We start from the raw sequence: 11,502 nt of genomic DNA on the forward strand, positions 1-11,502 counted from the left end.
CGGCCACCGGCCGCCCGCCCCTCAGCCGTTTCCGGCGCCCCTCAGTCGTCGTCGCGACCGGGCAGGTACATCCCGGTCTCGGTCGGCGGGCCGCCCAGCGGGTGCCAGCCCGGGGTCTCGGGCACGCTCGTGGTGCGGTCCGATCCGCCCCCGGTGCTCAGGAAGACGTTCACCGTGGCGCCCTCGGCCAGCGGCGTCCCCGGGTCGGGGTTGACCGCCGCGACGGTGCCCTCGGGCTCGTCCGAGCGCACGCGGGTGGGCGACACGTTGACCTGGAACCCGGCCTCCTCCAGCGCGCCCACCGCGGCGTCCTCGGTCATGCCGACCACCTCGGGCACCCCCGCCTCGTTGGCCGCGGGGCGGGTGGTGTTCTCGTCGGGGCGCGGCGCCGAACCCGATCCGAACTGCGACGGCGCCGACGGGAACCCGACCTCGTCCAGCTCCTTCACCGCCTCGCGCATGGTCTCCTGCCAGATCGGCCCGGGAATGTCCGCGCCGTAGACCTGGGCGTAGTACCGGTCGCCGATGGTGACGTTGCGCAGCGGGTGGTTCTGCGGGCCGCGCGGGTCGCCGACGAACACGGCGCTCGCCAGGTTCGGGGTGTAGCCCGCGAGCCAGGCGCTCGCCGAACCGTCGGTGGTGCCGGTCTTGGCGGCGGCCGGCCGGCCGATGCCGAGCCCGGTGGTGGTGCCGCCGCGGAACGTCTGCTGCAGCAGGTAGGAGACGCCGGCCGCGACGTCCTCGTCGATGCGCCGCTCGCACTCGTTCTCGATGTCGATGGTCCGGCCGGACTGGCGGTCCTCGATGCTGGTGATGGCCTGCGGCTCGCAGAAGACGCCGCCCGAGGCGAACGTCGCGTAGGCGTTGGCCACCGTCATGGGCGACACCTCCTCACTGCCCAGGGTGAAGGAGTTGTTGCTCTGGGTCCGCTCGTTGTCGAACGACTCGCCGTCCGCCCGGTGCACCCCGAGGCTCTCGGCCATCTCGATGACGTTGCAGAGCCCGACGTCCTTCTGCAGGTGCGCGAAGTAGGTGTTCACCGACCCCTTCGTGCCCGACACCATGTTGTTGCTGGAGCCGCCCACGGTGTCGCCGGAGTTCTTCACCGGCCACGGCGCCAGCGGGGCGCCGTCGCAGTTGCGCTGCCCGGTGACCGTGGTGGAGTTGCCGGAGCTGAACGAGGTGCCGAAGCCCTTGCCCTGGTCGAGCGCCGCCGCCAGGGTGAACGCCTTGAACGTCGATCCGGCCTGGAAGCCGGTGCTGCCGCCCCGGTCGAAGTCGGTGGCGAAGTTGACCGAGGTCTCGCCGAGCTGGGACTCGTCGGGGCCGTAGTTGCGGCTCTGCGCCATGGCGCGGATCTCGCCGCTGCCCGGCTCGATCAGCACCTCGGCGGCGACCTTGCGCGCCTCGTTGGTGCGCGGCACCCACTTGTCGACCGCGTCCTGGGCCGCCTGCTGCATGTCGATGTCGAGCGTGGTGTGGATCTGCAGGCCGGCGGTGCGCAGCCAGCGGGCGCGCTCGGTCTCGTTCTCGCCGAACCGGTCGCTCTTCTCGATCTCCTGGACCACGTAGTCGCAGAAGAACGGCTGGTCGCTGGGCATGCACCCGTTGCTCGGGTTGGAGACGTCCAGCTCCAGCTCGGTGTTCTTGGCCTCCTCGGCCTCGTCGGCGTCGGCCAGGCCGACGTCGACCATCCGGTCCAGCACGACGTTGCGCCGCTCGGTGGCGTCCTCGGGGTTCAGCCGCAGGTTGTACAGGTAGGGGTAGCGGACCGCGCCGGCCAGGGCCGCCGACTGCGCCAGGTCCAGCTCGTCGGCGCCGACGCCGAAGTAGTGGCGGGCCGCGGACTCCACGCCGTAGGCGCCGTCGCCGAAGTAGGCGATGTTCAGGTAGCCCTCGAGGATCTCGTCCTTGGTCATGGTCTGCTCGAGGCTCACCGCGTACCGCAGCTCCCGCACCTTCCGGGAGATCGTGGTCTCGCGGGCCTCCTCCTGCTCGGCCTGCGTGGTGGCGCTCTCGACCAGGACGTTCTTCACGTACTGCTGGGTGAGGGAGGACCCGCCCTCGGTGCTGCCGCTCAGGGTGCGCAGCGCCGCGCGGAACGTGCCGGCGATGTCGATGCCGCCGTGCTCGTAGAACCGCGCGTCCTCCATGGCGATGATGGCGTCCTGCATCACGGGCGCCATGTCCTCGAGTTCGACCAGTTCACGGTTCTGGTCGTAGATCTCGGCGATCACCTCGCCGTCGCGGTCGTAGATGACCGACCGCTGCGGGGGCGGCGGGGTCTCCAGTTCACTGGGCATGTTGAGGAAGCCGGTGGCGACGTTGCGCGCGGTGATCCCCAGACCACCCAGCGCGGGCAGCGCCAACGCGGCGACCAGGACGCCCGCCACGATTCCGACACCGAGAAGTTGACCGATTTTCTGCAGCAATGTCCCCTGACCCACCCCATCAGACTACGTGCGGTCGGCATGCAAGTGGTGCGAAATGTGCCGTGTTTTCGGGGGAATCCGGACGGCGGCCACCACGGGGCCCCGCACTCTCCCGTCTATTGTGAACGCTTTCCGGAGTGACCCGGTTGTCCGGTCCGCGGTCACGGGCCGCATGGGAAGGACGACGGGTGCGGGCCGGGAGCATGGCCCGCCCGGGCTATACGCGAAATGGGTCCGCGGGGCCTGTCGGCGCGGCGTCGCGGACCGTAGTTTCGTAGCCGTGGTGAGGAGGGACACAGCGCCGACCCGGCCCCCCGCGACGTGCCGACCCCGGCCCGGTCCGGCGGCGGTCCCCTCCGGCGCCCCTGCCTCCCCTGCCGACGTCCGCGCCGTCGGCCGCACCTTTCGACACATGCTGATCTTGGGAGTGGGGCACATGTGGACCACCGACTGGACCTCGCGAGCCGTCTGCCGCGAGACCGACCCCGACGCGCTCTTCGTGCAGGGCGCCGCGCAGAACCGGGCGAAACTCATCTGCACGGGCTGCCCGGTGCGCACCGAATGCCTGGCCGACGCGCTCGACAACCGCATCGAGTTCGGGGTCTGGGGCGGTATGACCGAACGTGAGCGCCGCGCGCTGCTGCGCCGCCGCCCCGACGTCGCCTCGTGGACCGACCTGCTCTTGGCCGCCCGCCGCGCCTACGGCGACGGCCCCGCCGGCGCCTCCGGGGCGACCGCCGTGGCCTGCTGACCCCGCTCCGGGCGCCCGCGGCCTACCCCGTCAGCCCGCGCCCGATCTCGGCCAGGCCGACGAGGTCGTGGACGTCCTCGGGCCGGGCCGGCACCTCGGCCGCGGGCACCTCGGGGTGGGTCGCCGTGAACGCGTCGCGCAGCCGCGCCTCGCGCTCGTGCACCCGCGCCCGCTCGGTGTGCAGCCGCAGCGCGGCCGCCGCCAGCGGGTGCTCGCCGGTGTCCTCCAGCGCCCGCGCCGCGGCGGCGGCCGCGTCGGCCCCCAGGCCGGGCACCGCGGTGCCGTGCACCCGGTTCAGCACGATCCCCGCCAGTGGCATGCGGTCGGCGCGCAGCCGGTCGACGAAGAACGACGCCTCGCGCAGCGCGTCGTCCTCGGGCGCGGCCACCACGACGAACGCCGTGCCCGGCGCCTGGAGCAGCCGGTAGGTGGCCTCGGCGCGCTCCTGGAACCCGCCGAACACGGCGTCGAACGCCGACACGAACGACTGCACGTCGCGCAGCGCCTGGGCGCCGACGATCTTGGACACCACCGAGGTCACCATGCCCACACCCGCGCCCAGCAGCCGGAACGCGCCGCTGCGCGCGGGGGCGCTGAGGAACCGGATCAGCCGGCCGTCGAGGAACCGGCCCAGCCGCTCGGGGGCGTCGAGGAAGTCCAGCGCCGACCGGCTCGGCGGGGTGTCGACGATGATGAGGTCCCAGTCGCCCGAGTGGCGGAGCTGGCCCAGCTTCTCCATGGCCATGTACTCCTGCGTGCCCGAGAAGCTCGACGACAGGGCCTGGTAGAACGGGTTGGCCAGGATCTGCCGGGCCCGCTCGGGGTCGGCGTGCTCCTCGACGGTCTCGTCGAAGGTCCGCTTCATGTCGAGCATCATCGCGTGCAGGCGGCCCGGGGCGCCGGGCAGCGGCACCGGCCGCGGCGTGTTGTCGAGTTCGGTCAGGCCCATGGCCTGGGCCAGGCGGCGGGCCGGGTCGACGGTGATGACGACGGGGTCGCGGCCCAGTTCGGCCGCCCGCACGCCGAGCGCCGCCGCGGTGGTGGTCTTGCCGACCCCGCCCGAGCCGCAGCACACCACGATCCGCGTGGCGCGGTCGGCGAGCAGCGCGCCGACGTCGAACGGGGCGGGGGCGGCGCCGTCGGGCGCGCCGGCGCTCACACGGCCCCCTGGGCGCGCAGCCGGCCGGCGAGGGTGTCCAGGCCCGCCCGGTCGACCCCCGGCGCCAGCAGCGGCAGCTCGTAGCGGGGCAGGTCGATCCCGGCCAGCCGCTCGCGGACCTCCGCCTCGGCGCGCACCCGGCGGGCGTGGTCGGCCATCTCGGCGGCGAGCCCGCGCGCGACCGCGTCGGGGCGGTCGAGCCCGGCGGCCTTCGCGCCCCGCTCCAGCGCGCCGAGGTCGAGCGCGCCCGCGGCGGCCGCGTCGAGGTCGGCGGCGGCGACGTGCTCCGCGCGGACCATGTTCACCAGCACCGACCCCGCCCGCAGGCCGACCGCGCGCACCTCGGCCACCCCGTCGAGGGTCTCCTGGACCGGCATCTCCTCCAGCAGGGTCACGAAGTGCACGACCGTGCGCGGGGAGCGGATGGTCTCCATCACCTTGTCGGCGTGGTTGCGGATGGGCCCGACCCGGGCCAGCCCGGCGACCTCGGCGTTGACGTTGAGGAACTGGGCCACGCGCCCGGTGGGCGGGGCGTCCAGCACCACGGCGTCGTAGACGTGCGGCGCCGCCGGCGTGTCGCGGCCGCCCCGGCGCCGGTCGCCCACCCGGCGCCGCACGGCCTCGGTGGCCTTGCCGGTGAGCAGGACGTCGCGCATGCCCGGCGCGATCGTGGTGGCGAAGTCGACGGCGCCGAACCGGGTCAGCGCCTGCCCGGCGCGGCGCATGCCGTAGAAGATCTCGAGGTACTCCAGGAGCGCCGCCTCGGCGTCGACCGCGAGCGCGGACACCCGGCCGCCGCCCGGGGTGTCGGCCACCGGCCGCTCCTCGTAGGGCAGCGGCGGGGTGCCGAACAACTGGGCGATGCCCTGCCGCCCCTCGACCTCGACCAGCAGGACCCGGCCGCCCCCGGCGGCCAGCGCCAGCGCCAGGGCGGCCGCCAGTGTGGTCTTGCCGGTGCCGCCCTTGCCCGTGACGACGTGGAGGCGGACGGGGTCGCCGTCGCGTTCGCGTGCACTCACCTCAGGCAGTTTATGCCGCAACCGCCGGGCTCGCCGGTCGCGGGCGGGCCGCGGTGAGTAAGGTGGCGGCCATGACGAAGTGGGAGTACGCGACGGTGCCGCTGCTGTCGCACGCGACGAAGCAGATCCTCGACAACTGGGGGGAGGACGGCTGGGAGCTGGTCTCGGTCATCCCCGGCCCCTCGGTCGACGGCGACCCCCGCAACCAGCAACTGGTCGCCTACCTGAAGCGGGAGAAGCGGTGACGACGCCCGAGCAGCGCATCGCGGAGCTCGGGCTCACCATCCCCGACGTGGTGCCGCCGGTCGCCGCCTACACGCCCACCGTGCGCACCGGCGACCACGTGTACGTGTCGGGGCAGGTCCCCATGGTCGACGGCCGCCCGGCGGGCACCGGCAAGGTCGGCGCCGAGGTCACGCCCGACCGCGCCGCCGAACTCGCCGCGATCTGCGCGCTCAACGCCATCGCCGCGGTCAAGGCCGAGGTCGGCGAGCTGTCGCGGGTCCGGCGGATCGTGAAGGTCGTCGGGTTCGTGGCGAGCGACCCGTCGTTCACGGGGCACCCGCAGGTGATCAACGGGGCCAGCGAGCTGCTCGGCTCGGTCTTCGGCGATGCCGGGGTGCACGCCCGCAGCGCGGTCGGCGTCGCGGCGCTGCCGCTGGACGTCCCCGTCGAGGTGGAGATGATCGTCGAGGTCGGCTGACCGCATCGGGCGTCCGCGCCCGCGCGATCCCCCAGGAGGCCGGACATGGCAACGGATCGACCCCGGGTCGGCGGCGCGGACGCCCGCGCCGCCGACCCCCGCCCCGCCGCGACCGTGATGCTGGTGCGCGAGGGCGGCGGCCCGTCGGGCGGGCTGGAGGTGTACCTGCTGCGGCGGGCGGCCACCATGCCGTTCGCGCCGGGGGCCTACGTCTTCCCCGGCGGCGGCGTCGACGCCCGCGACGCCGACCGCGACGTCCGCTGGGCCGGCCCGCCGCCCGAGCGCTGGGCCGGGGTGCTGGGCGTCGACCCGCCGCTGGCGCGGGCGCTGGTGTGCGCCGCGGTGCGCGAGACCTTCGAGGAGTCCGGCGTTCTGCTGGCGGGCGCCGCGCCCGACGGCGTCGTCGGCGACACCCGCGGCGACGACTGGGAGGCCGACCGGCGGGCCCTCATCGACCGCTCGCTGCCGTTCTCCGCGTTCCTGGACCGGCGCGGCCTGGTGCTGCGCTCGGACCTGCTGCGCGCCTGGTCGCAGTGGATTACGCCCAAGGGCGAACCCCGCCGCTACGACACCCGGTTCTTCGCCGCGCTGCTGCCCGAGGGCCAGCAGACCCGCGACGTGGGCGGCGAGGCCGACCGCGTCGCCTGGATGCGGCCCGCCGACGCCGTCGCGGCCGTCGAGCGCGGCGAGATGGCGATGCTGCCGCCCACCGTGGTGACCTGCCGCGAACTCGCGGCCTGCGGCACCCCGCGCGGCGTCATGACCGCCGAGCGCGCCATCGCCCCGATCGAGCCCGAACTGCGCCGGGTCGACGGAGAGCTGCGGGCCGTGCTGCCCGGCGGAGCCCACCACACGCTGCCGTGAAGCGTCCGGGCCGCCCCGCCGGGCGCCCGGGAGACCTGTGCCGTTCCAGCGAGGGAGACGAGGTGCGATGAGGATCGACGGCTCGGGCACGCTGCGCGCGAGTTGCGTACTGTGCCCCAACCCCGGACCCATGACGCTCGACGGGACGAACACGTGGGTGCTGCGCGAGCCGGGCTCGCGCGGCGTCGTCGTGGTCGACCCCGGACCCGACGACGAGCGGCACCTGGAGCGCGTGGCGCGCACCGTGCAGGAGCAGGGCGCGCAGGTCTACACCGCGCTGCTCACCCACCACCACGACGACCACGGCGGAGGGGCGCGCTACTTCTCCGAACTGACCGGCGCCCCGGTGCGGGCGGTCGACCCGGCGCAGCGCATCGGCGGCGACGGCCTCGCCGACGGCGAGGTGATCGAGGTCGACGGCCTGGAGCTGCGGGTGCTCGCCACCCCCGGCCACACGGCCGACTCGGTGTCCTTCCACCTGCCGGCCGACGACGTCATCCTCACCGGCGACACCGTGCTGGGCACCGGCACCACGGTCATCGCCGACCCCGACGGCCTGGGCGCCTACCTGGACTCGCTGCACCGGCTGCGCGACCTCGCGGCCGAGACCGACGCGCGGGCGCTGCTGCCGGGGCACGGCCCCATCTGCACCGACCCGCTGGCGCGGCTCGGGGAGTACATCGACCACCGCGAGGAGCGCCTGGGGCAGGTGGCCGACGCGGTCCGCGCCGGTGCCGCGACCCCGGCCGAGGTGGTCGCGCGGGTCTACGCCGGGATCGACCCGGCGGTGGTCCCGGCGGCCGAGGCGTCGGTGCGCGCGCAGTTGGCCTACCTGGCCCGGCGCGGCGACGTGCCCGCGGAGGCGGGCGGCGCCTGAGCGGCGGCGCGCCGGGCCCCGCCCGCCGGACTCCGCGCGGACGCGGGGCCGGGGACGGCGGGGCCGGCAGCGCCGGCGGCGGTCAGCGGGCCCGGCGGCGCATCCGCTCGATGTCGAGCAGCACGACGGCCTTGGCCTCGATCCGCAGCCAGCCGCGCAGCGCGAACTCGGCCAGCGCCTTGTTCACGGTCTCGCGGGAGGCGCCGACCAGCTGGGCCAGCTCCTCCTGGGTGAGGTCGTGGTGCACGTGCAGGCCGTCCTCGCCCTCCTTGCCGAACCGGTCGGCGAGGTCGAGCAGGGCCTTGGCGACGCGGCCCGGGACGTCGGTGAACACCAGGTCCGACATGACGTCGTTGGTGCGGCGCATCCGGGTGGCCAGGGCCTTCAGCAGCTGCAGTGCGACCTGCGGCTGGCCGGCGATGAACGGCCGCAGGTCGTCGTGGCCCAGGCCGGCCAGGACGGCGTCGGTCACGGCGACGGCGCTGGCCGTGCGCGGACGCGGGTCGAACAGCGACAGCTCGCCGAACATCTCGCTCGGGCCGAGCACGCTCAGCAGGTTCTCCCGGCCGTCGACGGCGGTGCGGGTCAGCTTGACCTTGCCGCTGAGGATGACGTAGAGCCGGTCGCCCTCGTCGCCCTCGGAGAACAGGGTCTGGCCCCGTCCGAGGCGGACCTCGCTGACCGAGGCGCGCAGCGCCGCCGCGCCCTCCTCGTCGAGTGCCTCGAACAGAGGAGCCTTCCGCAGCACCTCGTTGGTCTCGTCCACCACATCCTCCTCGCAACCCGACCGTCAACAGTGTGACGTATATCGCACCCCGGTGTGAAACCAGGCCGTTGCCTCGGCTTGTCGCCCAGGGGCCGACAGCCCGTCACTGCCGACGGCAGCGACCTCGATCTTAGTTGTACCGATGCCCTGGACAGTGCCCTCCCCGCCGTTCTCGGACGAATGCAAACATTAATTCGGTCACGGTTCCACAAACGGGACGAGCGCGACGATCGTTCCTGGACACTGCCCCGGTCCCGCACTACGTAGTCTTTGGGGGTGCCTGGTGATCCTTTTCCCGCCCCCGCGGCCCCCGGCGACACCGCCACCCCCACCGGCGAGACCCGCCTCGCCCTGGTGCGCCGCGCCCGCCGGACCGACCGCGAACTCGCCCTGCTCTACCCCGACGCCCACTGCGAGCTGGACTTCACCACGCCGCTGGAACTCCTCGTCGCCACCATCCTGTCGGCCCAGTGCACCGACAAGCGGGTGAACATGGTCACCCCCGCCCTTTTCGCCCGCTACCGGGACGCCGCCGACTACGCCGGCGCCGACCGCGAGGAGCTGGAGGGCATGATCCGCTCCACCGGGTTCTTCCGCGCCAAGGCCAACAGCCTCATCGGCCTCGGCCAGGAGCTGTGCGACCGCCACGGCGGCGAGGTCCCCGGCGACCTCGCGGCGCTGGTCCGGCTGCCCGGTGTCGGCCGCAAGACCGCCAACGTCGTCCTCGGCAACGCCTTCGACGTGCCGGGCATCACCGTCGACACCCACTTCGGCCGCCTGGTCCGGCGGCTGCGCTGGACCGCCGAGACCGACCCCGTGAAGGTCGAGCACGCCATCGGCGGCCTGTTCCCGCCCAAGGACTGGACCTGGCTGTCGCACCGCCTCATCTGGCACGGCCGCCGGGTCTGCCACGCCCGCCGCCCCGCGTGCGGCGCCTGCGGCATCGCCCACTGGTGCCCCTCCTTCGGCGAGGGACCCACCGACGAGGCCACCGCCCGCCGGCTCGTCAAGACCGGACCGTTCTCGTGACCGGCGGCACCGCGCCCCGCGTCACCACGCCCGCCTGGCTCGCGTCGCTGGCCGACGCCGCCCGCCGCATGCCCGTGCCCGCGATCCTGCGCCCGCCCGCCGAGGGCGGGCGGCGCTCCGCCGTCCTCATCCTGTTCGGCGAGGGCGAGCACGGCCCCGACGTGCTCCTCATCCAGCGCAACACCGGGCTCCGCCGGCACTCCGGGCAACCCGCCTTCCCCGGCGGCTCCCTCGAACCCGCGGACGACGGCCCCGAGGCGTGCGCGCTGCGCGAGGCCCAGGAGGAGACCGGCGTCGACCCGGCCGGGGTCGACGTCCTCGGCCGCCTCCCCGAGCTCTACATCGGCCGCAGCGGGTTCCGCGTCTCGCCCGTCCTCGCCTGGTGGCGCGCCCCCTCGGCCGTGCACCCCGCCGACCCCGGCGAGGTCGCGGCCGTCGTCCGCGTGCCCGTCGCCGAACTCGCCGACCCCGCCAACCGGGTACGCGTCCGCCACCCCGGGGGCAGCAGCCCCGGCTTCAAGGTGCGCGGCATGCTGGTGTGGGGCTTCACCGCGGGGATACTGAACCAGTTGCTCGTCCTCGGGGGCTGGGAGCGCCCCTGGCTCGACACCGCCGCGTTCGAGCCGTTCCCGGCCGCGGCGGACGCGCCGGAGCGCCCGGCGCCGACCGACGGGCCGGACACCGCGACACCGTGACGTGAGGGAGGGCATCGTGCTGGACGCGATTCTCGTCGTCCTGGTGCTGGTCTTCGCCATGTCCGGCTACCGGCAGGGGTTCATCGTCGGGATCATGAGCTTCGCCGGGTTCATCGGCGGCGGCGTCCTCGCCGCGCTCGGCGCCCCCGGGCCGATCCAGGACCTCGTCGCCGACCCCGGGCGCCAGGCGCTGCTCGCCATCGCCGTGGTGTTCCTCTCCGCGGCGCTCGGCCAGTTCCTCGCGTCCTACCTCGGCACGCTCGTGCGCAACCGGGTCACCTGGAACTCCGCCCGCGTCCTGGACGCCATGGGCGGCGCCGTGGTCAGCGGCCTGTCCGTGCTGCTGGTCGGGTGGCTCGTCGGCAGCGCCGTCGCCAACTCCGCCATCCCCGTCATCAACACCCAGGTCGCCGAGTCGCGCGTGCTGCGCTCCGTCGACCGGGTGATGCCCGACGTCGCCCACACCTGGTTCTCCACCTTCCGCCGGATCGTCGACCAGAGCGCGTTCCCCCAGGTCTTCAGCGGCCTCGGGTCCGGGGAGCCCGCCGAGGTCGCCCCGCCCGACCCCGCCGTCCTGTCCACCGAGGAGCTGCGCGAGGCCAGCCAGAGCGTCGTCAAGGTGCTCGGCACCGCCCCCGCCTGCCAGCGGCGCGTCGAGGGCACCGGGTTCGTCTACGAGGACGGCCGGGTCATGACCAACGCCCACGTCGTCGCCGGCGTCACCGAGGACCTGCGCGTCGTCACCCGCTCCGGCCAGCAGGCGACGGCCCGCGTCGTCCTCTACGACCCGCAGCAGGACATCGCGGTGCTCGACGTCGAAGGACTCGACCTCGCCCCGCTGGACTTCGACCACGACGCCGAGAAGGGCGACGACGCCGTCGTCGCCGGGTTCCCCCGCAACAACGGGTTCACCGCCGTGCCCGCCCGCATCCGCGCCGAGCAGACCGCGCAGGGCCCCGACTTCTACCACTCCCAGCAGGTCAGCCGCGAGATCTACCAGGTCCGCGCCGAGGTGCGGCCCGGCAACTCGGGGGGCCCGCTGCTGTCGCCCGACGGCACCGTCTACGGTGTGGTCTTCGCGGCCGCCACCAACGACGACGAGACCGGCTACGTCCTGACCGCCGACGAGGTCGCCGACAACGCCGCCCGGGGCGCCGCCGCGACCACCGAGGTCTCCCCGCAGCACTGCGACTGACCGGCCGGCAGC

12 protein-coding genes are annotated in these 11,502 nt (G+C 74.4%); 8 read left to right on the forward strand and 4 right to left on the reverse strand.

What is annotated here, in order from left to right; genetic code table 11:
- Positions 1–41: 41 nt before the first annotated feature.
- Positions 42–2,432, reverse strand: a complete 2,391-nt coding sequence (locus NT8_RS23910) for a penicillin-binding protein (RefSeq protein WP_067973993.1) — start codon at positions 2,430–2,432, stop codon at positions 42–44.
- 436 nt (positions 2,433–2,868) lie between these two features.
- Here NT8_RS23910 and NT8_RS23915 point away from each other — a divergent pair, with 436 nt between their 5' ends.
- Entirely contained in the window at positions 2,869–3,183 is a 315-nt protein-coding gene (locus NT8_RS23915) for a WhiB family transcriptional regulator (protein ID WP_067973995.1), read from the forward strand.
- A gap of 22 nt (positions 3,184–3,205) precedes the next feature.
- Here the strand turns inward: NT8_RS23915 and NT8_RS23920 are convergent, their stop codons facing one another.
- Positions 3,206–4,342: an ArsA family ATPase gene (locus NT8_RS23920; protein ID WP_067973998.1), complete on the reverse strand. Its 1,137-nt coding sequence runs from the start codon at positions 4,340–4,342 to the stop codon at positions 3,206–3,208.
- Positions 4,339–5,361 carry an ArsA-related P-loop ATPase gene (locus tag NT8_RS23925; protein WP_067974000.1) on the reverse strand — a complete coding sequence of 341 codons (1,023 nt, stop codon included), beginning with the start codon at positions 5,359–5,361 and terminating at the stop codon, positions 4,339–4,341. The genes NT8_RS23920 and NT8_RS23925 overlap by 4 nt, the downstream gene beginning before the upstream one ends.
- A gap of 71 nt (positions 5,362–5,432) precedes the next feature.
- Here NT8_RS23925 and NT8_RS28930 point away from each other — a divergent pair, with 71 nt between their 5' ends.
- From NT8_RS28930 to NT8_RS23940, 4 genes are all read left to right on the forward strand, one after another.
- Positions 5,433–5,606: a DUF4177 domain-containing protein gene (locus tag NT8_RS28930; RefSeq protein WP_084469229.1), complete on the forward strand. Its 174-nt coding sequence runs from the start codon at positions 5,433–5,435 to the stop codon at positions 5,604–5,606.
- Positions 5,603–6,064, forward strand: coding sequence for a RidA family protein (locus NT8_RS23930; protein ID WP_067974003.1), 462 nt, complete (start codon positions 5,603–5,605; stop codon positions 6,062–6,064). Before NT8_RS28930 ends, NT8_RS23930 begins: the two co-directional genes overlap by 4 nt.
- Positions 6,065–6,109: 45 nt before the next feature.
- Positions 6,110–6,928: an NUDIX hydrolase gene (locus NT8_RS23935; RefSeq protein ID WP_067974007.1), complete on the forward strand. Its 819-nt coding sequence runs from the start codon at positions 6,110–6,112 to the stop codon at positions 6,926–6,928.
- A 67-nt stretch (positions 6,929–6,995) separates the two neighbouring features.
- Entirely contained in the window at positions 6,996–7,805 is an 810-nt protein-coding gene (locus NT8_RS23940) for an MBL fold metallo-hydrolase (protein ID WP_067974009.1), read from the forward strand.
- Positions 7,806–7,887: 82 nt separating this feature from the next.
- Here the strand turns inward: NT8_RS23940 and NT8_RS23945 are convergent, their stop codons facing one another.
- Complete coding sequence (locus tag NT8_RS23945; RefSeq protein WP_174549627.1) at positions 7,888–8,574, reverse strand: Crp/Fnr family transcriptional regulator; 687 nt, start codon at positions 8,572–8,574, stop codon at positions 7,888–7,890.
- A gap of 273 nt (positions 8,575–8,847) precedes the next feature.
- On the opposite strand from NT8_RS23945, the gene nth reads away from it, so the two are divergent.
- The 3 genes from nth to NT8_RS23960 all read left to right on the forward strand — a co-directional run bounded on the left by nth (position 8,848) and on the right by NT8_RS23960 (position 11,490).
- Positions 8,848–9,600, forward strand: coding sequence for an endonuclease III (nth, locus tag NT8_RS23950; RefSeq protein WP_067974015.1), 753 nt, complete (start codon positions 8,848–8,850; stop codon positions 9,598–9,600).
- 68 nt (positions 9,601–9,668) lie between these two features.
- Positions 9,669–10,295 carry an NUDIX hydrolase gene (locus tag NT8_RS23955; RefSeq protein ID WP_084469230.1) on the forward strand — a complete coding sequence of 209 codons (627 nt, stop codon included), beginning with the start codon at positions 9,669–9,671 and terminating at the stop codon, positions 10,293–10,295.
- A 16-nt stretch (positions 10,296–10,311) separates the two neighbouring features.
- The gene (locus tag NT8_RS23960) at positions 10,312–11,490 is read left to right on the forward strand and encodes a MarP family serine protease (RefSeq protein WP_067974018.1); all 1,179 of its coding nucleotides are present in this window, start codon (positions 10,312–10,314) and stop codon (positions 11,488–11,490) included.
- The last annotated feature ends 12 nt before the right edge of the window (positions 11,491–11,502 follow it).

It is taken from the genome of Nocardiopsis trehalosi NBRC 14201 (assembly GCF_001552555.1).
Classification (GTDB): domain Bacteria; phylum Actinomycetota; class Actinomycetes; order Streptosporangiales; family Streptosporangiaceae; genus Nocardiopsis_B; species Nocardiopsis_B trehalosi.